The organism is Pseudomonas halotolerans (assembly GCF_039581215.1).
In the GTDB taxonomy this organism is placed as follows: Bacteria; Pseudomonadota; Gammaproteobacteria; order Pseudomonadales; family Pseudomonadaceae; genus Aquipseudomonas; species Aquipseudomonas tehranensis.
In genome coordinates this window covers 112,027-130,023 of record NZ_JBCNTJ010000008.1, presented here as the reverse complement: position 1 = coordinate 130,023, position 17,997 = coordinate 112,027, and the positions used below count along the sequence as shown (strand labels likewise).

The 17,997-nt window shown below is 58.9% G+C and carries 20 protein-coding genes and 2 pseudogenes; 6 read left to right on the top strand and 16 right to left on the bottom strand.

Going from position 1 to position 17,997, the window contains the following annotated elements:
* Positions 1–110: 110 nt before the first annotated feature.
* The gene (locus tag AAIS01_RS13405) at positions 111–740 is read right to left on the bottom strand and encodes a LysE family translocator (RefSeq protein WP_343469349.1); all 630 of its coding nucleotides are present in this window, start codon (positions 738–740) and stop codon (positions 111–113) included.
* A gap of 146 nt (positions 741–886) precedes the next feature.
* On the opposite strand from AAIS01_RS13405, the gene AAIS01_RS13400 reads away from it, so the two are divergent.
* A complete protein-coding gene (locus AAIS01_RS13400) occupies positions 887–1,366 on the top strand; it encodes an Lrp/AsnC family transcriptional regulator (RefSeq protein WP_092397234.1) in 480 nt (159 codons plus the stop codon).
* Here the strand turns inward: AAIS01_RS13400 and AAIS01_RS13395 are convergent.
* The 3 genes from AAIS01_RS13395 to AAIS01_RS13385 all read right to left on the bottom strand — a co-directional run bounded on the left by AAIS01_RS13395 (position 1,251) and on the right by AAIS01_RS13385 (position 4,334).
* Positions 1,251–1,793: an MFS transporter gene (locus AAIS01_RS13395; RefSeq protein WP_343469348.1), complete on the bottom strand. Its 543-nt coding sequence runs from the start codon at positions 1,791–1,793 to the stop codon at positions 1,251–1,253. The two genes, AAIS01_RS13400 and AAIS01_RS13395, sit on opposite strands and share 116 nt — an antisense overlap.
* Positions 1,794–2,057: 264 nt before the next feature.
* On the bottom strand, positions 2,058–2,954 hold the full coding sequence (locus tag AAIS01_RS13390; protein WP_343469347.1) for an EamA family transporter: 897 nt from the start codon (positions 2,952–2,954) through the stop codon (positions 2,058–2,060).
* Between the two features lie 120 nt (positions 2,955–3,074).
* Positions 3,075–4,334 carry an MFS transporter gene (locus tag AAIS01_RS13385; RefSeq protein ID WP_343469346.1) on the bottom strand — a complete coding sequence of 420 codons (1,260 nt, stop codon included), beginning with the start codon at positions 4,332–4,334 and terminating at the stop codon, positions 3,075–3,077.
* A gap of 149 nt (positions 4,335–4,483) precedes the next feature.
* Between AAIS01_RS13385 and AAIS01_RS13380 the strand changes: the two genes are divergently transcribed.
* Positions 4,484–4,939 (top strand): winged helix-turn-helix transcriptional regulator, encoded by a 456-nt coding sequence (locus AAIS01_RS13380; protein WP_343469345.1) that lies wholly within the window; start codon positions 4,484–4,486, stop codon positions 4,937–4,939.
* Between the two features lie 281 nt (positions 4,940–5,220).
* Here the strand turns inward: AAIS01_RS13380 and AAIS01_RS13375 are convergent.
* From AAIS01_RS13375 to AAIS01_RS13340, 8 genes and pseudogenes are all read right to left on the bottom strand, one after another.
* Positions 5,221–5,402: pseudogene (locus AAIS01_RS13375) on the bottom strand (reverse transcriptase domain-containing protein); the annotation flags it as partial.
* A gap of 182 nt (positions 5,403–5,584) precedes the next feature.
* Positions 5,585–6,577 carry a TerC family protein gene (locus AAIS01_RS13370; protein WP_343469344.1) on the bottom strand — a complete coding sequence of 331 codons (993 nt, stop codon included), beginning with the start codon at positions 6,575–6,577 and terminating at the stop codon, positions 5,585–5,587.
* Between the two features lie 449 nt (positions 6,578–7,026).
* Complete coding sequence (locus AAIS01_RS13365; RefSeq protein WP_343469343.1) at positions 7,027–7,887, bottom strand: AraC family transcriptional regulator; 861 nt, start codon at positions 7,885–7,887, stop codon at positions 7,027–7,029.
* Between the two features lie 414 nt (positions 7,888–8,301).
* Positions 8,302–8,475: a hypothetical protein gene (locus AAIS01_RS13360; RefSeq protein ID WP_343469342.1), complete on the bottom strand. Its 174-nt coding sequence runs from the start codon at positions 8,473–8,475 to the stop codon at positions 8,302–8,304.
* A 327-nt stretch (positions 8,476–8,802) separates the two neighbouring features.
* Entirely contained in the window at positions 8,803–9,642 is an 840-nt protein-coding gene (locus AAIS01_RS13355) for an oxidoreductase (protein ID WP_343469341.1), read from the bottom strand.
* A 28-nt stretch (positions 9,643–9,670) separates the two neighbouring features.
* Positions 9,671–9,979: a putative quinol monooxygenase gene (locus AAIS01_RS13350; protein ID WP_343469340.1), complete on the bottom strand. Its 309-nt coding sequence runs from the start codon at positions 9,977–9,979 to the stop codon at positions 9,671–9,673.
* 30 nt (positions 9,980–10,009) lie between these two features.
* Positions 10,010–10,774 carry an SDR family NAD(P)-dependent oxidoreductase gene (locus tag AAIS01_RS13345; protein ID WP_343469339.1) on the bottom strand — a complete coding sequence of 255 codons (765 nt, stop codon included), beginning with the start codon at positions 10,772–10,774 and terminating at the stop codon, positions 10,010–10,012.
* A 174-nt stretch (positions 10,775–10,948) separates the two neighbouring features.
* A complete protein-coding gene (locus AAIS01_RS13340) occupies positions 10,949–11,872 on the bottom strand; it encodes a pirin family protein (RefSeq protein ID WP_343469338.1) in 924 nt (307 codons plus the stop codon).
* A 100-nt stretch (positions 11,873–11,972) separates the two neighbouring features.
* Between AAIS01_RS13340 and AAIS01_RS13335 the strand changes: the two genes are divergently transcribed.
* The 4 genes from AAIS01_RS13335 (at position 11,973) to AAIS01_RS13320 (ending at position 15,098) form a co-directional block, all read left to right on the top strand.
* A complete protein-coding gene (locus tag AAIS01_RS13335; protein ID WP_343469337.1) occupies positions 11,973–12,881 on the top strand; it encodes a LysR family transcriptional regulator in 909 nt (302 codons plus the stop codon).
* Between the two features lie 120 nt (positions 12,882–13,001).
* Complete coding sequence (wrbA, locus tag AAIS01_RS13330; protein ID WP_343469336.1) at positions 13,002–13,601, top strand: NAD(P)H:quinone oxidoreductase; 600 nt, start codon at positions 13,002–13,004, stop codon at positions 13,599–13,601.
* A gap of 57 nt (positions 13,602–13,658) precedes the next feature.
* Positions 13,659–14,075: a nuclear transport factor 2 family protein gene (locus AAIS01_RS13325; RefSeq protein WP_343469335.1), complete on the top strand. Its 417-nt coding sequence runs from the start codon at positions 13,659–13,661 to the stop codon at positions 14,073–14,075.
* A 78-nt stretch (positions 14,076–14,153) separates the two neighbouring features.
* Positions 14,154–15,098 carry a helix-turn-helix domain-containing protein gene (locus AAIS01_RS13320; RefSeq protein ID WP_343469334.1) on the top strand — a complete coding sequence of 315 codons (945 nt, stop codon included), beginning with the start codon at positions 14,154–14,156 and terminating at the stop codon, positions 15,096–15,098.
* Positions 15,099–15,106: 8 nt separating this feature from the next.
* Here AAIS01_RS13320 and AAIS01_RS13315 read toward each other — a convergent pair whose 3' ends face one another.
* From AAIS01_RS13315 to AAIS01_RS13300, 4 genes and pseudogenes are all read right to left on the bottom strand, one after another.
* Entirely contained in the window at positions 15,107–15,664 is a 558-nt protein-coding gene (locus AAIS01_RS13315; protein WP_343469333.1) for a flavin reductase family protein, read from the bottom strand.
* A 223-nt stretch (positions 15,665–15,887) separates the two neighbouring features.
* Entirely contained in the window at positions 15,888–16,811 is a 924-nt protein-coding gene (locus tag AAIS01_RS13310; RefSeq protein WP_343469332.1) for an NADP-dependent oxidoreductase, read from the bottom strand.
* A gap of 71 nt (positions 16,812–16,882) precedes the next feature.
* Positions 16,883–17,326 (bottom strand): DoxX family protein, encoded by a 444-nt coding sequence (locus tag AAIS01_RS13305; RefSeq protein ID WP_343469331.1) that lies wholly within the window; start codon positions 17,324–17,326, stop codon positions 16,883–16,885.
* A gap of 362 nt (positions 17,327–17,688) precedes the next feature.
* Positions 17,689–17,946: pseudogene (locus AAIS01_RS13300) on the bottom strand (Atu4866 domain-containing protein).
* Between the last annotated feature and the right edge of the window lie 51 nt (positions 17,947–17,997).

The following is a 17,997-nucleotide window of genomic DNA, read 5'->3' as shown; positions in this document are numbered from 1 at the left end:
GGAGGCAAGCGCTGTCATCGCAACCCAGTCTAGAAGCCGTGTCATACAAGGGGGCGGTGAGGCGGGTTGGGGTTATTTCTGGATGTGAAGAACAACGAAATGCATCCGCACTACGACTGCTGCACAAACGTCAGCCGCACGGCAAACCCAATCAAAAGACTCCCGAACAACCACTGCTGCATACGCTGGGCCGAAGGAGAGCGTTGGAGCCAGCGACCGAGCGCCACGCCCACCAGCGCATAGGTGCTGTCAAACAGGAAACCGACGCAGACTAACACCACCCCAAGCGTTGCAAATTGCCCAAGCACCGACCCGTCCTGTGGGGCGATGAACTGCGGCAACAACACCGAGCAAAACAGCAGCGCTTTGGGATTGAGCAGGTTGGTCAACAACCCGCGTCGAATCGCCTGGTGCCACTTGCGTCTTCCTGCCTCAGCGTCGTCCCCTTCAAAGCTTGGCAACAACGAAGTGCGCAGGCATTGAAAACCAATCCATAGCAAGTAAGCGGCACCGGCCAGGCGCACCACGTCAAAGGTCCAGGGCGCGGTCTGGAACAACGCCGAAAGCCCCAACGCTGCCAGCGCGACGTGACACCCGCGAGCGATCCCCAGACCTACGGCTGTCGCCAGCGCCGCGCCTCTACCCTGACGGGCGCCGGTTTGCAGCAGCAGGATCATGTCCGGGCCGGGCAACAGATACACCACCACCAACGCCATAAAAAACAACCAGAGCTCAGCCACACCATCCCCCTGCATATCGACGATTTCGGTAGTGCCAGTCTAGGGCTGACGGGCAGGGCAGGTGGTTGCGAAGTCAGCTTCTAAAGCTTTTGAAATTGGCATAACCTGCCAAGTAATCACGATGTTCAATCGGAAACTGCCAATTCATGAAACTGGATGCCTTCGACCGCAAAATCCTCGCCGCGCTGCAACGCGACGGCCGCCTCAGCAACGTGCAACTGGCCGAAGAAATCGGCCTGTCCGCTTCACCGTGCCTGCGCCGCGTGCGGATGCTGGAAGAGGCCGGCGTGATTCGCGGCTACCAGGCCGTCCTCGATCGCGACGAAGTGGGCCTGGGGCTGACAATCTTTGTCGGCGTCAAGGTTGAACGGCACAACGACGAACAGGCCGAAGCGTTTCGCCAAGCGGTCACGGCGTTGCCGGAGGTGATTTCGGCGTTTCTGGTGTCAGGCGAATCGGACTTTCTGTTGCAAGTGGTGGTGCCCGACTTGCGGGCCTACGACCGTTTTCTCACTGGGCGACTGCTGAAGTTGCCGGGGGTGAGTGATATCCGGAGTAACTTTGCGATTCATACGGTGAAGACGCCGGGGGCGCTGCCGTTGGGGCATTTGCCGGGGGGCGGTTGATATTTTCGGGTGTTCCCGCCAGCACTGACCGCAACCGGCAGGCAATCGCGACACGGATATGCACACGAGCACCGCCAAAGGCCATGCCCAGAATTAACAGGCTCAGCGCTTTGAGAAACAGCGTATCCGGCATCACCCACCACATCGTGGTGGAAATCACCGACAGCGCAGTCAGCGCCGACAGGTAAACCAGCAGGTTACGGCCGGTGTTGGCGATGATGACCAGCACACCGATCAGCGCCATGCCCAAGCCGAACACGGCATCAAGGACACCCAGTTCAAAAAGCGTCCATCCGTGATTCGATACGTACACGGGCAGCATGAAATTGAACGCGCCTAGAATCGGCCAGATCAGCACCATCGGCACAAACAGGGTCATCGGCAGTCTGGCGGAAGCCGCCACTTCGAGCTTCTCGCGAACATCCATGGGCAGGCCGTTGCGCAGTGCGCCGGAAAACAGGCGGTAGACCGTCGAGCAGAACAGGAAAATGGCCCGGCGACAGCTTGAACTGCGCTCGTACCGAAGCCCAATCGGCGGGATCAAGTGTCGGCACGGTTTCATCCTTGACAGGCGCTTGACTCACCTGTGCGTTTACTACATCTGCAAACATGCTGCCTCCAATCAGGGTCGCTCCTACAGTGGCGCCCATAAAATCACGTCTTCCCAGACTCATACCGGTACCCTATCGTTTCACATTGAAGTGCGCGCAGGGCGCGCGAAAATAGCATTGAAAATACGCTGACCATAGAGGCCCACGGCCAGGCCGAGTACGATCAGTACCATCGCCATTACTTTGCTCACCGGCACACTTTCGTTGAACACCACTACCGAGCCGAGCATGCCGAAGATAGGCACCAGCAGAGAGAGCGGCGCCACTGTGGAGACCGGATAGGTTTTGAGCAGCGAGTTCCAGATCCAGTAAGCGAACAGCGTGTTGGGATAGACCTGGAACAGGATCGACAACACGCTGGTCGTGTTCACCTGACTGACAAACGCGGTGTAGCCGGCGCTGCCGTTCACCGCGTAATCGAGGGCGAACAGCGGAATCGGTGCAAATGCGCTGGACCAGATCAGAAAGCCGAAGACATCCTTGGTACTGGCCTTCTTGTTGATGATGTTGGCAACGCTCCAAGATGCCGCGCCCACCAGCACCAGCAACACGCCGGTCAGGCTCACCGAACCGTCACTGATCTTGATGATGCACAGCAGCCCCGCGAGGGCGATCAACATGCCCAGCACCTGGAAGCGGGTCAGCGCTTCCTTGAACACCCAACCGCCGAGCAGGATGGTGAAGAACGCGCTGAACTGCAGCACCAGCGACGCGATGCCCGCCGACAGCCCGGCCTTGATACCCAGATTGACCACACCCCACAGACCAATGCCGAACACCAGGCCATAGCCGATGATGTAGCGCCACGGCACGTCGGGTTTACGGATGAAGAAAATCGCCGGTAACGCACAGAGACTGAAGCGGATACCCGCCAGGATGAGCGGATCGACGGTGGCCAGTCCCAGTTTGATCACCGAGAAATTCACACCCCAGATTGCCGTTATCAATACAGCCAACACTACATGCAGTGGTTTCATGGATTATTTGCCTTGATGAAAGAGGTCGGTGTCACGCCACAGAGGTCAGGTTGTGCGCCAGGCCCACTGCTTCACGCCATCCCTTAATTTGCGATCGCGAGAAGTTGTTATGTTGGAACGTTATTTGGAAGTTAGTCCCAGGTAGATCCAGTACAGCAGGGCGACTGCGCTGATGGTGGCACCCAATATACAAACGGCGACCCAGCCAAAGTGTGCATAAGTATAAGTAGCGGCTATAGCACCCAGACCACTGCCCACCGAATAGAAACACATGTAGGCGCCCACCAGTCGGCTTTGTGCATCGGGTCGTGCGGCAAAGATCAGGCTCTGATTGGTGACATGGACGGCTTGCACGGCGAAATCCAATAACACCACACCTACCACCATGGCGAACAATGAGTGTTCAACGAACGCCGTAGGCAGCCAGGACAAGGTCAACAGTGCCAACGCGACGCCCGTTGTGCGATTGCCGAGCCCTTGATCGGCGAGCCGTCCGGCCCGTGCCGCTGCCAGCGCACCGGCCACACCGGCGAGTCCGAACAACCCAATCTGGGTGTGTGTCAGCGACAACGGCGGCGCGCTGAGTGGCAGTACCATCGACGTCCACAACACACTGAACGCGGCGAAGATCAGCAGGGCGAAGGTGCCCCGGACACGCAATGTGCGTTCGGTCAGGTACAACTGGAAGACCGATCGCAGCAATTGCCAGTAGCCGCCTTTCGCCGGTGGTGTGGTGGAGGCAGGCATGGTGCGCATCAGCACCAGTGCCATGCCGATCATCAGGGCGGCCGAGACAAAATAAACGCCGCGCCAGCCGGCCAGATCTGCCACTGCACCGGAGACGAAGCGGGCCAACAGAATCCCCAGCACCACGCCACTGGTCACGGTGCCGACGGCTTCGCCACGCTGCTCGGGACTCGCCAGCGAAGCGGCGTAGGCAACCACCACTTGCACCACGACCGCCATCAGGCCCACCAGCACCATCGCGCCGAGCAACATGCCCCAATCCTGCGACAGGCCAACTGCGCACAGGGCCAGAGCCGACAGCAGCATTTGTGTAAGGATAAGTTTCTTGCGATTGAGCAAATCACCCAGCGGAACGATGAACAACAACCCGACGGCATAGCCGGCTTGTGTCGCGGTCACTACGACACCAATCGTGCCCGACGAAACCGACAGGCTGGCAGCCATCGATTCCAGCAAAGGCTGGGCGAAGTAGACGTTTGCGACCGCCATGGCGCAGGTAATTGCAAAAAGAAAAGTCTGATAGCGACTGAGCTTGGAGGTGTCCCGGTTTTGGGGGGCTCGCCGCGTGTGCCCACCGCTGGATTTTTCGGCTTCGATGTCCATCTTTACCGGGGCATGAGACTTGAACGGCATCACTCCATCCTTGGAATATGTAGTTTCGAAAGGAAACCGATTCGTTGTTTTTTATCAAATGAAGTTGTTAAATGCAACCAAATCTGTAAAGCATTTTTGTCTGACGTTAGAACTTCCCCCCTTCCTACTGACTCGCCTCCAGGAGACCCATGGCCAGACAGCAATTACTGGCGCAGAGCGAATGCCCGGTCGCCCGCACGCTCGAAGCAATCGGAGATCGCTGGGTATTAATGATTATCCGCGACGCGTTCGACGACGTTCGCCGCTTCAGTGAATTTCAGAAACGCCTTGGTCTCGCCAAGAATATCCTCACGGTCAAGCTCAAAATGCTCGTCGAGTTGGGCGTATTCAACATCCAGCCGGCATCCGACGGCAGTGCCTACAAAGAATATGTGCTGACTGAAATGGGGCGCGCGGTGTTTCCCATCGTCGTCAGCATGCGCCAGTGGGGGGAGCGCTACTTGTTCAACACAGGGGAGAGCTATTCGGTGCTGCTCGACAATGAATTGTCGGAGCCGGTAGAAACCATCGCCGTACGTTCCAAGGCGGGCAAGGTGTTGACCTCGGCCGATTGTCATCGGCGGGTCGTCAAGCGCTGGGGTTGAGGCGAGTCGAAACGACTGGTCGACAGCAACGGATCGCCGATCAAGTGGGTCCGAAGTGCCGAAGAGCTAAAGCCCAGTGGATGTAGATAACGCCACTGCGCGTTCCTGCCGCGACGCTGTTGAAGTCCTTGCGATTGTTCGGGCTGCCAAGAAACGCTGCCAACCGTAGCGGTAGTTCTGGCTTCCGTTGCCCAATCAAACCGCATTTCCAAAGACCTGCCAGTGCACGAACAACGATGGACAGGCTATCTTCATTCGATTGAGCCAGTCAGCACTGCTCCGCTGCGGCAGTGAACCACCACATCGTCGGCATAGCAGGCAAACGGACATCCCGGATAAGACCTTTGCATCCAAGCATCGAACGTATAGTGCATGAACAGATTCATCAATAAGGGACTGACAACCCTCCTTGGGGTGTGCCGCTTTCACGCGGTAATAGAACGCCGTCAGCAGTCTCAAACGGACCGCAACCTTGTAAACAATAGGATCCAGCATCCTGCGCATGTTGGCGATGTGCGGCCGGCCCATTTCGCGTCATGCCGCTTGCGCAGGCGTGCCCCTCACCCATTCAACGACATCGGCCTATAGCCCCCCGATGGCAGGCGCCAATATTGTTTTCGTGTAGCGGCCGCCGCCTGTTTGGATCTACACCTGCGAGCGAGCAGAGGCCTGGTCGCGGGTTTTCCAAAGCGATAGCAACACACCGCCCAGCAGCAAAGCCAGGGTCACGCTCAGGGAAATCACCGCCGGAATCTTGCCGATGATGCCGACCAGGAAAATCTTGCCGCCGATAAACACCAGCACCAGCGCCAGGGCGTACTTGAGATAGGCGAAGCGGTGAATCATCGCCGCCAGAGCGAAATACAACGCACGCAGGCCAAGGATGGCGAAGATGTTCGAGGTGTAGACGATGAAAGGATCCTGGGTGATGGCAAAGATCGCCGGCACGCTGTCCACAGCGAACACCAAGTCGGCACACTCAATCAGCACCAGGGCCAGGAACAACGGCGTCGCCCAGAGCACGGACCTACCACTGGCATCCGCCTGGCGGACGAAGAAGCGCCCTTCATGCAAGCGATCAGTCACCCGCATGTGCTTGCGCAGGAACTTCACCAGCAGGTTTTCGCTCAGGTCCGGGTGGTCATCGATCTTGCTGAACAGCATCTTGGCCCCGGTCAACAGCAGGAAGATGCCGAACACATAGAGGATCCAACTGAACTCGGCGATCAGCGCCGCACCTAGGCCAATCATGATCGCTCGCAGCACGATCACACCGAGAATGCCCCAGAACAGCACCTCGTGCTGATACTTACGCGGGATTGAGAGAAAGCTGAAGATCATCGCCATCAGGAATACGTTGTCCATCGACAACGACTTCTCGATCAGAAAGCCGGTGTAGAAATCCATCCCGGCGTCACCGCCCTTGACCTGCCAGACCCAGAGCCCAAACAGCAAACTGGCCGTGATATAGCCAGCAGACAGCAGCAGGCTTTCACGAACGCCGATTTCTCGATGCTCACGGTGTAACACCCCGAGGTCGAAGACCAACAGGCTGATAACGATGCTGATAAAAACGAGCCACAACCACGTGGCGGTGCCGAGAAAGTCGGCAAAAAAGAACGGTTCTAGGGCAGTCATAAGCCCCTCCTCGCAGTGTCGAAGTTGTACAAACTGCAACTCCGACATGGCAGCGATTCGCTGTCGGAGGGGCCCGGCGTTGTGGGAAAAAATTTAGAGAGGCGTGGGGGATTTCTCAATCGCGCAAGGGTTGCAAGGTGTTTCAGTGGGGGAGGGTGTTGCTGAGGTTGGGATGTCGATTGACGGAAATTGAGTAAACCCTGCTTTCCTGGAGAGGTTCAAAGACTCATCTTGAGGCCAGCGTAGTCGGAGCCTATGGGTACGCTTTTTGGCTGATGGCTGACTGTTATGACCGGTAGAAAATTGTCGGTTCTGCCTTTCCTCAAGGGCAGCTTTCGGCCAGAAGCGGACGCTCATGACAAACCGTTCTCACCTCGTCTTTTACGGACAGGTCTAAGTAGCCAGAACCTGCCCCTGAACTGACTCATGCCTGGTATGGTGAGGTAGTATCAAGCGCTGTGTAGTAAACGACTTACATCCCTCGACGGTGGTGAACCAAACTGCCGACAATATTCGTGACTGAACTGCGAAGGGCTTTCGTCGCCGACGCGGTAACTGGCGCTCGAAACATCCAACCCTTCGTTGATCATCAACCGGCGCGCCTCCTGTAGGCGCAGTTGTTTTTGGTACTGCAGCGGGCTCATCGCTGTGACCGCCTTAAAGCGATGATGCAGCGTTGAGTTACCGAGGTTAGCCACGCGAGCGAGCTCATCGATTCGCAAAGGTTCGGTGTAGTGCTTGTTCAACCAGTCGATCGCGCGCGTCACTCTGTGCGTCTGCGAATCGCTGAGCGCCATTTCGTAGAGCCTGCGCCCGTGGCTCCCGCGTAACAGTCGGTAATACAGCTCGCGCAAGACAAAGGGCGCTAGCATGCGAATATCCCACGGCGTATCGAGCAAACGCATCAATCTCAGAATCGTATCGAGCAGGGTGAGGTCGATGCGGTCAAGGAACAGCCCGCGGCTCGGTTCATCTGGCACCCCTGCTGGCGGCGCGTCGGCGATAAGTTGGGCAATTTCTGCAGGATCGAAATCCAGGCGAATACATATATAAGGCGAATCAGGGCTCGCCTCGATCACACGTCCGGCTACCGGCAAAGTGACCGACACCACTAGATAATTGAGTGGGTCATAGTGGTACTTTTCGTCACCCAGCCCGAGCTCTTTACTACCTTGGACGATCAGACAGAGTGCGGGCCGGTGTACGGTGTGGATGAGCTCGGACGGCTCGTCCATACGAATGATGTGCAGCGGAGCGATGGCTGTTTCATACGAGCCAGGTTTGGGAATCCGTCGCGTCAGTATCCGCATCAGTCGGCCCGGAGGCCAGCAGTGCACTGATGGTTGTAATCGTCGTTCGTGTCCATGTGAAGACCCTTGATAGTGGTCAAAGGTTAGAAAAGCCGGCTACATGCGCTAAGCATATTTTATGCCTATTGCACGAACGAAGCCCGACCAATGGGCCGGGCTCTGGCTGTCCCTAGCGGTAGAGCACTACACCTCTCCATCCATGGTGAAACCAGTTCGTCCCATGAACGGACGCAATTGCTTTCCATCTCATAGCGCCTCTGATAGTTACTCTTATAATTCCTTCGCGCTTCGTCTTAGCGCCCATTGGGCATTAGCTCGTGGCGAATGCACCAATCAGCGCTAATCCACATATCGGTAAAAGCACGGTTTCCGGAAGAGGGGCTATGCATATTGGGTTCTCCATCTGCAGAGCTATCAGCTGAGGCGGCCAATAGCGGTGCGCTCAGAGCCGCCTTCAGCAACGCGGAAACCGGGAGTGCGCTCGGCCCCGCCTTCGACAACCGTCAGGCTGACGGTGGAAAGGCTGACGGCAGAGAGGATGAAGGCCCCCAGGGCGGTACCGATAAACAGTTGGCTGATGTTTTTCATCGTGATGTCCTCACAAGTCGAATAGCGGGTTCGGATGGCCTGTCCGGGCCGTTTGGTGTCATCCGTTTCGTGAGTCCAGATTAGGGAGAGTGGCCTCTTGGCCGGTATGTCGAACGTGTCGAGGATTTGCCTGATCCTCTATGGCGTTGCCAGCGTGCCTGTTAAATCATGCCGTTACTTGCGCCGCCGGTTGCCGTCTGCCCGCCGTCAACGGCCAGCAGCACGCCAGTGATGAGTGCAATCTTGTTCTGATGGTCAGTCACGGTGCGATCCTTTAGCTGGTTCTGTCGGACGGCAGCCCTTGCGATAGGCTGCCGCTACGACTTGTCAAGCCTGTGATTCGGGAAAGTCGGCGCCGCGAGCGCTAGCTTCCCAGGTGCGGAACTCGCTCTGCATAGCTGAGAGCTTGCTCATTGCCACATCGAATGCCCTGTTGCCCAGCAGTAGGCGATGTGGTGGCTGGGCCGCGGTGACCGCCGTATAAATCGCTGAAGCGGCACGGGCCGGGTCGCCCTGCTGCCTTCCGACCGAGGCGTGGTAGGCACGGCGCGCCTCACCTGCGGTGGCGTCGTAGTCGTCGATCCGTTCTGAGGCTTCAGCTGCCGAGCCCGCCCATTCAGTGCGAAATGCGCTGGGCTCCACTGTCATGACACCGATACCCAAGGGCTCAACCTCGGCGCGCAGGGTTTCCGAAAGCCCCTCGACAGCGAACTTGCTTGCGCAGTAGTAGCCCACTGCGGGAAAACCGGCGAGGCCGCCGATAGAGGTCAGGTTAACTATCATGCCCCGGCGCCGTTGGCGCATACCGGGGAGCACGGCGTGGATCATGTGTGCGGTACCAAAGAAATTGACTTCGAATAGGCGACGCGCCGCCTGCGGGTCAGTCTCCTCGACCGCAGCGAAATAACCGATGCCGGCATTGTTGACCAGCACATCCACCGAGCCGAATTTGCGCTCGGCTTCAGCCACCACAGCTTTGGCCTGCTCGGCATCGGTGACGTCCAGCGGCAGCACCAGTGCCTCGCCGAGCCTGGCGAGATCCTGCACTTGATCTGCCTTGCGCGCGGTAACGATTACGCGCTCGCCCTGCTCAAGCAGATGGGCTGCGATGTAACGGCCAAATCCGGTGGAACAGCCGGTCACCAGCCAGGTGCTCTGCGTATTCATAATTGGAACCTCCTATATTTAATAAAGGTCAGCGCTCAATTGTTTCGGAGCGACGTTCAAACGTACGGATCTCGGGAGCCTCGCAGCAGAGCGCGTCGAGTTCGTTCATGAAGGCCTGCACGTAGGGCGTCTGCATGTGACCGTCGAAATCCGTGGTCGAACGCCAGTCTTCGTAGGCGCACCAGACATCGGCCGAGTCGCTCGATTGGTATATGTCGTAACGGACGCAACCTGGCTCCTGCCGGGTGGGGCCGACCAGCGCCAACAGACGCTGGCCGAGGGCATCTCTTTGCCCGGGGCGTGCAGTGAAAAAAGCAACCTTGGTGAGCATGCCCATGATGGGTCTCCTGTATGCGTGATGGATTGATCAGCCGGCAGTAACGGTCATGCCGCCGTCGGCCATGACGACCGAGCCGACCATGAAGCTCGCTCGGTCCGAGGCGAGAAAGGCGACGATCTCGGCAATTTCTTCCGGTTGTGCAGCACGGCCAATGGGGGCGGCTTCGCCGTGCTGGGCGAGGAAGCCCGGACCGTCCTCGACCACGTCATTGAGGATGTTGGTGATGACGTCACCGACGCCGATGGCATTGACACGGATGCCATGCTCGATGGCTTCGAGCGCTAGCGTACGGGTTAACTGGGCTAGCGCGCCCTTGGAGGCGGTGTAGGCCGCGATGGTCGGAAAAGCGAAGTAGGACGCATAAGAGGCGATGTTGACGATGGCCCCGGACTTGTTGGACATCATCGCTTTGACCGCTTCGCGGCAATGCAAGAAGGCCGCAGTGGCATTGACCGCCTGGATGCGCTCCCAGTCTTCGCGGGTCATATCGACGACCAGCTTGTTGATGATGATCCCGGCGTTGTTGACCAGGATGTCCAGCCGGCCGAACTGCTCGACGGCAAGGCCGACAGCGCGCTCGGCGGCGCCATCTTCGCTGATGTCCGCCACCAGTGGGACCAGGCCAGGACGTGCGAGATCTTCTACGGCGGGGTTCAGGTCTTCGGCAACGACCTTGGCACCACGCGCATGCAGCAACAGTGCAATCGCCTTGCCGATGCCACTGGCGGCGCCAGTGACCAGCGCGACTTTGCCTTCGACTTCATGGGCAATGTTGTAGGTGATATCAGTCATGGTGCTCTCCTGCGTTGCGAGCCGAGGAGACATTCGCCGGCTCGGCGCCTGTGAGGCGCTGTCGTTATCGACGGCCTCACTGTCTCGCAATGTGCAGGGGCGGGCTTTCGCAGGCTTGCCGAGGCTGTTGGGGTTTTGCGCCAACGTTCAGGGCCCAAGGCCAGGCAGCGTAGATCACGCCTTAAGACGCCAGCGCAGTCCCGAATCGTCTGGCAGCGGAATGAAATCCTCATCGCCTGGCACATCTGGAAAGCGCCGCGCACGCCAGTCTTCGGCCGCCTGTTGGATGCGCTCGGGCCGGCTCGAAACGAAGTTCCAGTAAATGTGCCGATGACCTTCTAGCGGTTCGCCGCCAAGCAGTAAGAGTCGGGTGGGCCCGAAAGCACGCAACACCACCTCGCTGTTCGGGCGCAGCACGACCAGCCGATCGGCACTGAAGCGCCCCGGTTGCCCAACCACCTCAACCTCGCCACTGACGACATACAGGGCACGTTCGATATGCTCGGCAGACAAGCGATATCGCGCACCCGCTTGCAGTTGAAGGTCCGCGTAGAACAGGTCGGAGACGGTCCGGGTTGGTGAGATGAGACCTTCCAGCGAACCGGCCAGCAGACTTAGCGAAACACCGTCGCTTTCGATGTGCGGGATACCCTGGGCCAGCAGGTGCTGGAAGCCTGGCTCGTCTTCCTCGTGTGGCTCGGGCAGCGCGACCCAGGCCTGGAAGCCCATAAGTTCGCCACCGGTGGCCCGGACCAGATCGCTGGAGCGTTCGGAGTGGACGATTCCGCGCCCGGCAGTCATCAGGTTGATTTCCCCGGCACGCAGCTGCTGGATATGTCCGGCGCTGTCACGATGTAGCATTTCGCCTTGCAATAGGTAGCTGATTGTCGACAGGCCAATGTGCGGATGCGGGCGGGTGTCGATGCCTTCGCCCGGTCCAAAGACCACCGGTCCGAAGCTGTCGAGAAAGATGAACGGTCCGACCATTCGCCGCTGCACCGACGGCAACGCCCGGCGCACGTCGAACCCGCCAATGTCACGCACGTTAGGAAGGATCATCTGCTCAATGGTGCCTGTGGCGGAAGTTTGCAGGGTCATAGCGGTTTTCGTTGAAAGAGTGAGGGTGAGGTCACTCTAGGCCCGCTGTCTTATCTGCAAAACCCGGATAATATGTATCGAAACGTTCGAGCGATTAGAAATGATTTCAGACCCGGGCACCCCAACCCTCGATCAACTGCGTGTGTTTCTAACGGTGGTGGAGGTCGGTAGTTTTGCTGGCGCAGCGCGTAAGCTGCACCGCGCCACATCGGTGGTTAGCTACTCCATTGCCAACTTGGAAATGCAACTGGGTGTCAGCCTGTTCGATCGCAAGACCACCCGCAAACCGCAATTGACCGACGCCGGCCGCACGGTGCTGGCCGAGGCACGTACGATCTACAACGGAATCGACGGCCTGCGAGCCAAGGTTCGTGGGCTGCTGCACGGGCTGGAAGCGGAAGTGCATCTGGTGCTCGACGTGATGTTGCCCAGTGAACGGGTGGTCGATGCGCTCAAGGCCTTTCGTGAAGAATTCCCCACCGTGTCGCTGCACCTGCATATCGAGGCCCTCGGCGCAGTGACGCAGCGGGTGCTCGACCGTGGCGCCACCCTGGGCGTGAGTGGCCCGCTGACCACCAGCATCGATGGCATCGAACGTATCGGTGTAGGCAAGGTCGCGCTGGTTCCGGTGGCGGCGCCCGACCATCCGCTGGCGCAACCGGGCCCGCACGCGCCGGGTATAGGCCGCGCGCATGTCCAACTGGTTCTGACTGATCGCTCGCGACTTACCGAGGATCAGGAGTTCGCCGTGGTCGGCACACGAACCTGGCGGTTGGCGGATCTAGGCGCCAAGCACATGCTGCTTCGCGAAGGTATCGGTTGGGGCAACATGCCGATCGACATGATTCGCGAGGATCTGGATAGCGGGCGCCTTGTGCAACTCTACCTGCCCGACTGCTTCGGCGGTGATTATGCCTTCGATGTCATCTACCGCACCGACACGCCTCCCGGCCCGGCTGCAAATTGGTTGATCGAACGGTTCAAGGCGCAGGCAACCGAAGCGCCCTGAGTATTCGAAAAAATCGAACCTAATGCTCTATATTGGTTGTCTATTTTAGATAGTAGCGCCATGAGACATTGGCTCCATCGCGGCAACACGGCCGCTGGCACTCACCAATGGAGACATCTCATGGCAAAGGTTCTGGTTCTCTACTACTCGTCCTATGGACATCTCGAAACAATGGCCAACGCCGTCGCTGAGGGCGCCCGGGCAGCCGGTGCGCAGGTAGACATCAAACGCGTCCCGGAGACTGTCCCCGAAGACATCGCCCGCAGTGCCCACTTTAAACTGGACCAGACCGCATCGATTGCAACGGTCGCCGAGCTCGAACAGTACGACGCCATCATCGTCGGCACTGGCACCCGCTTCGGCCGCATCAGCAGCCAAATGGCCGCTTTCCTCGATCAGGCCGGAGGCCTCTGGGCGCGTGGTGCGCTCAACGGCAAGGTCGGCGGAGCCTTCACGGCGAGCGCGACCCAACATGGCGGTCAGGAAACTACGCTGTTCTCGATCATTACCAACCTGCTGCACTTCGGCATGACTATCGTCGGCCTGCCTTACAGCCACCAGGGCCAGATGAGAGTTTCAGAAGTGGTGGGCGGAGCCCCTTATGGCGCGACGACCATCACGGGCGGTGACGGCTCGCGTCAGCCCAGTGACATCGAGCTGGACGGTGCCCGCCACCAAGGCGAGCTGATCGCCAAAACAGCTATCAAGCTGTTCGGCTGACCGCTCCGGGCTTGCCCTCTGACAAGCCCCTCCTTTCTCCTGGATACGAGCAACATCATGACCGCCGAACAGCTGCTGCGCCTGCATTTCGAAACCTTTGTTGATGACCCTGAACGCTGGAAAACCCTGATCACTGACGACCTGGTGTGGGAGCTGCCATTTGCGCCCGCACTCGGGCATCCAGCGCGCCTCGAAGGGCGCGATCAGGTGCTTGGTCATGTGGGCTGGTTCATCAGTGCGGTGGAGAGCTTCCGCTTCTTTGACTTACGAATTCACCCCGGCGTGAGCCCGCTTGAGGCCAGCGCCGAGGTTAAGGCCGAGGGCCTCATCAAACCGACCGGACGCATCTACGAGCAGGAGTACGTGCTGTTCGTACGCGTCGAGAACGGTAAGCTCGCGTTTATCCGCGAATACTTCGACCCGGTCCGGGCTGCCCTTGCCCTGGATGCGCCGATCCCTGCGTTGGCCGGCTGATCCGCAGCGCTACCCTGCTCAAAGCCGCCGAGGCTGCGTTACCCTATCTACACCAGCCCTCGCCATAGGGCTCTGTCGATGGAGTCTCCTGTGCGCCAAGTAGATCCTCAGAACCTCCCTGCAAGCGATGCTCAGCGCATCACGGGCGAATCGATGCTGCATTACCTGCCATGTACGCTGCAGGGCTTGCCGCCGCGTCCGCAGATGCAGGACGTGGTGGTGCTGCGGTTTAGTCATCGCAGCATCGTCGAGCCGATCCTGGTGCCCGCGGTGGTCGAGCCGCTTCTAGTGTGGGTGCTAGCGGGCGCGGCTCGAGTCGAGGAGCGCGCCCTAGGCGGCGAATGGGAGGCGTCCGATATAAAGGCCGGTGACTTCTTTCTCACAAACACTGGCGAGCCCTACGAGATGCGCTGGCAAACACAAGGCTGCGACATCTTCGAGGTGATGCACCTGTACCTCGGCCTGCCGCTGATCGACCAGGCAGCTCGCGACGTACTGGGCGATCAGGCCGACCCGGTAACCTTTCTCGATATTTCCGGCGCGCAGGATGATCGGATCAGCCTCATGTTGGAGCATCTGCGCCAAGAGCTCCTCGACGAGCGCCAGCCCAGCCCCTTGTTTGCTCACAGCCTGGCTCAGGCGCTCGCCGTGCATCTGGTGCGCCGTTACCTTGATCCGCGCCGCGGCGCCCGGCGCAGCAATGCGTTGCAGGCCTACAAGTTGCGGCGCGTCATCGAGGCGATGAACGAAGGTCTGGCCGAAGACTTCAGTCTCGCCAATCTTGCCCGGGTTGCCGGGTTGAGCGAGTACCACTTCAGTCGGATATTCAAACGCGCCACCGGGCTGTCGCCTTCTCAGTACTTCATCCGTTTGCGTATGAGCCGCGCCCGGCATCTGTTGCTGGAGACGGACCGCAGCATCATTGATGTCGGATTAGAGGTTGGCTACTCGAGCCCCAGCCATTTCTCCCAGGTGTTTCGCCGCGAGGTGGGCGTCACGCCCAGCATCTATAGGCACGCGTGACGGCCGCCTCAGAGATTCTGCGGTTTAAAGAGCTCGCTCATATCGATCACCCGGCCTGCCACGCGGAATCGGCCCTGCCCGATGTAATGCAAGGTAGCCGGCTCTCTGACGTCGGTGGCGACATGGCCTTTCACCACCTCCCAGATGAAAAGGCCGTAGGCGTCGATCTGACTATCATCGGCCAGGCGGCATTCAAAGTTTGCATAGCACTCCTCGATCAAGGGTGCCTGCACTCGACTGGCACGCGCAGCGGTTAACCCGCATGCCTCGAACTTATCCACCGAGCGTCCTGAACTGTTGCCGATCGCGACGACAGCATCGACGTTGGCCGCGGTGGGGATGTTGATCACGCATTCCCGGCTGCGGCGGATCGTCTCGTAGCTGTGGTTTCCCTCCCAGATATAGCAGCCGAATAGCGCCGGGCTGAACTGCATCATCATGTGCCAGCCCATGGTCATAATGTTGGTTTCGCCTTGCCAACATGAGCTGACAAGCACTATCGGGCCGGTCTCAAGATGCTGACGGGTCTCGGCTAGGGGGAAGTCGAACTTGTCGTAGCGGTGCATGGCGGCATCCTCATGGTTGAAAGATGAGGTCAGCGTCTCGCAAGCGCAGCGCTGCGTCTGTTGCGAGCCTGTCGAAGATGTCGCGAATTTGCGCTGAGACAAATGGCAGCTTCAGTCCGTGTGATCACGGCTGCGCCTAGAGCGAAAAGCTTGCCAGACAGTTGGTAAATTCGAGACGTGAAAAAGCCGGGCATCGCCCGGCTTGATCGACTGTTGCGCCAGCTCAGAGGCTGGCGTCGAGTACCAGCTTGCCGCGTATGTGTCGCCCCGAACTTTTACGCAATGCCCCTTCAGCCTGGGATAAGGGCAGCACTTGCACCTCGATCACCAGCTCGCCGGTCTCAAACAGCGCGGCGATTTTCTCGAGCTGTGTGCCATCGGATCGCGTGGCGAAATGCTTACCGGTTGCGCCGGCGGCTTCTGCCTGTTTGACGTCCGGCGGGCTCACAGGGGACACCAATACACCGCCAGGCTTGAGCACCGACCACGAGCGAGTTTGAGTGTCGCCGCCGACCAGATCCAGCACCACATCGACCGGCTCGACAACAGTCTCGAACCGGGTCTGGTTGTAGTCGATTACTTCTGACGCCCCCAGCTCACGCAGGTAATCATGGTTGCCGGCCGAGGCAGTGGCGACTACGGAGGCGCCAGCAATGCGTGCCATCTGCACTGCCATGCTGCCGACTCCGCCCGCGGCGCCATGAATCAGCACCCGCTGGCCCGCCTTAATTTGCGCATGTTCATGCAGCGCCTGCCAAGCAGTAAGAGCAACCGCCGGTACACCGCCTGCGTGCAACGCCGGCAAGCGGCTCGGCCGATGGGCAAGACGATCTGCGCCGGCCACCACCTCAGTCGCGTAGCCGCCGACGATATTGATGAAACCAAACACCTCATCACCCACCGAAAATCTGCTGACACCCTTACCCAGCGCTGCCACGCGACCGGCCACTTCGACGCCCGGTGTATAGGGCAGCTGTAGCGGAATGAAGGCTTTCATCGCACCGGATAGCACCTTCCAGTCGATCGGGTTCACCCCGCTGCCGGTCACCTCGATCAACACCTCTCCATTGCCCGGCACTGGCGATTGCAACTCCTCGAACACGAAGCCTTCAGGCTGCCCGTATTGCGTTACGCGAATCGCTTTCATCTCTCACCTCGAATTTAGTGTGTGTTGCTTGAGCGAACCGGCGGCTTGTGCCGGCCAGAATCGGAAGGGATTCAGCTGCGACGCGCATCCAGGCTGAAACGTCCGGCACCGAAAGCGACGACGTGCATCAGACCGCCCGCCATGGCGATGTTCTTGAAAAAGTGGATGAACTGGTTCTGGTCGCCCAGCTGGCTGTGGAACGCCAGTGCGGTGACCACGCTGAATACGGCGAGCCCTGCCGCTACCAGGCGGGTGCGATAGCCCAGGATAAGCGCAGCGCCACCGGCTACTTCCAGCAGAATGGCGATCGCCAGTGCGAGGGTCGGGAACGGCAATCCGACGGCGTTGATGTAGCCGATCATTCCCTCCGCTGCGCTGATCTTGCTGACGCCCGAGAGCAGAAAAATAGCGCTTAAAAACACGCGTCCGGTTAGTGAGGCCGACGCGGAGAGCGTGTCAATGGTGATGGCGTTGGTGCGGGGAGTGCTGCTGGTGTTTGCGATTGCTTGAGTCATGGCTGTTGCTCTTTGAAGGACTCACCACCTTGGTGAGCCGCATTGAGGAGAATTCTGCGCCAAGTCTTCTTGTCCAAATAGCCGGCCAATATCGAAGGTTTTGTTCGAATAAATAGATCGTAAAATGCAGGGCTGCCTTGCTGGGCGGGTCGTCAACTTCAAAAGGCTCCCTAAAAAACTACTCCGGGTCTTCCTGGCAGTCTTCACCGAGATGCAAAAAGCACCCGACACGAATTGGATGTGTCCTTTCCGTCATGTAGAAAGAGGAAAGAGTCGTCGTTGGATGCGGTGGTTGCTATCCGACCTAAAGCAGCCAGTCATAGGCGATACAGCGGTCAGATTTAAGCTTTAGGTATTCGGGCTTAAGTCTCCTCCCGATAGAGAACCATGCCTGCATGGTAGAGGACCCCATCGCGAAACTCACCGTCCGCGGTGAAGCCGGTATCGTCCACATACTCGATGTGGTTGCCTTCGAGCCAATAGCGCCCCTAGTAGGCACTTTTCTTGTTACCACGGGCCTCGTCATAGCGCCCGCCGGTCAGCAGTTCATGCCGTATGCGGCCATCCGCAGTAACCCACATGCCGACATACTTGTTTTGATTACCTGAGGGGTTCGCCATGTCGTTGCTCCTTGGTTTAGTTAAGGCGCCGCTCGCTTCGCAAAACGTTCG

What these genes read in the sequence shown, in the direction of transcription:
- AAIS01_RS13335 (WP_343469337.1), top strand. Translation starts at nt 11,973, where the DNA reads ATGATTTCAGACCCGGGCACCCCAACCCTCGATCAACTGCGTGTGTTT.
- AAIS01_RS13340 (WP_343469338.1), bottom strand. Translation starts at nt 11,872, where the DNA reads ATGACCCTGCAAACTTCCGCCACAGGCACCATTGAGCAGATGATCCTT.
- AAIS01_RS13400 (WP_092397234.1), top strand. Translation starts at nt 887, where the DNA reads ATGAAACTGGATGCCTTCGACCGCAAAATCCTCGCCGCGCTGCAACGC.
- AAIS01_RS13360 (WP_343469342.1), bottom strand. Translation starts at nt 8,475, where the DNA reads ATGAAAAACATCAGCCAACTGTTTATCGGTACCGCCCTGGGGGCCTTC.
- AAIS01_RS13350 (WP_343469340.1), bottom strand. Translation starts at nt 9,979, where the DNA reads ATGGGCATGCTCACCAAGGTTGCTTTTTTCACTGCACGCCCCGGGCAA.
- AAIS01_RS13310 (WP_343469332.1), bottom strand. Translation starts at nt 16,811, where the DNA reads ATGAAAGCGATTCGCGTAACGCAATACGGGCAGCCTGAAGGCTTCGTG.
- AAIS01_RS13380 (WP_343469345.1), top strand. Translation starts at nt 4,484, where the DNA reads ATGGCCAGACAGCAATTACTGGCGCAGAGCGAATGCCCGGTCGCCCGC.
- AAIS01_RS13385 (WP_343469346.1), bottom strand. Translation starts at nt 4,334, where the DNA reads ATGCCGTTCAAGTCTCATGCCCCGGTAAAGATGGACATCGAAGCCGAA.
- AAIS01_RS13390 (WP_343469347.1), bottom strand. Translation starts at nt 2,954, where the DNA reads ATGAAACCACTGCATGTAGTGTTGGCTGTATTGATAACGGCAATCTGG.
- AAIS01_RS13315 (WP_343469333.1), bottom strand. Translation starts at nt 15,664, where the DNA reads ATGCACCGCTACGACAAGTTCGACTTCCCCCTAGCCGAGACCCGTCAG.
- wrbA (WP_343469336.1), top strand. Translation starts at nt 13,002, where the DNA reads ATGGCAAAGGTTCTGGTTCTCTACTACTCGTCCTATGGACATCTCGAA.
- AAIS01_RS13345 (WP_343469339.1), bottom strand. Translation starts at nt 10,774, where the DNA reads ATGACTGATATCACCTACAACATTGCCCATGAAGTCGAAGGCAAAGTC.
- AAIS01_RS13395 (WP_343469348.1), bottom strand. Translation starts at nt 1,793, where the DNA reads ATGGATGTTCGCGAGAAGCTCGAAGTGGCGGCTTCCGCCAGACTGCCG.
- AAIS01_RS13370 (WP_343469344.1), bottom strand. Translation starts at nt 6,577, where the DNA reads ATGACTGCCCTAGAACCGTTCTTTTTTGCCGACTTTCTCGGCACCGCC.
- AAIS01_RS13355 (WP_343469341.1), bottom strand. Translation starts at nt 9,642, where the DNA reads ATGAATACGCAGAGCACCTGGCTGGTGACCGGCTGTTCCACCGGATTT.
- AAIS01_RS13305 (WP_343469331.1), bottom strand. Translation starts at nt 17,326, where the DNA reads ATGACTCAAGCAATCGCAAACACCAGCAGCACTCCCCGCACCAACGCC.
- AAIS01_RS13325 (WP_343469335.1), top strand. Translation starts at nt 13,659, where the DNA reads ATGACCGCCGAACAGCTGCTGCGCCTGCATTTCGAAACCTTTGTTGAT.
- AAIS01_RS13365 (WP_343469343.1), bottom strand. Translation starts at nt 7,887, where the DNA reads ATGCGGATACTGACGCGACGGATTCCCAAACCTGGCTCGTATGAAACA.
- AAIS01_RS13320 (WP_343469334.1), top strand. Translation starts at nt 14,154, where the DNA reads ATGGAGTCTCCTGTGCGCCAAGTAGATCCTCAGAACCTCCCTGCAAGC.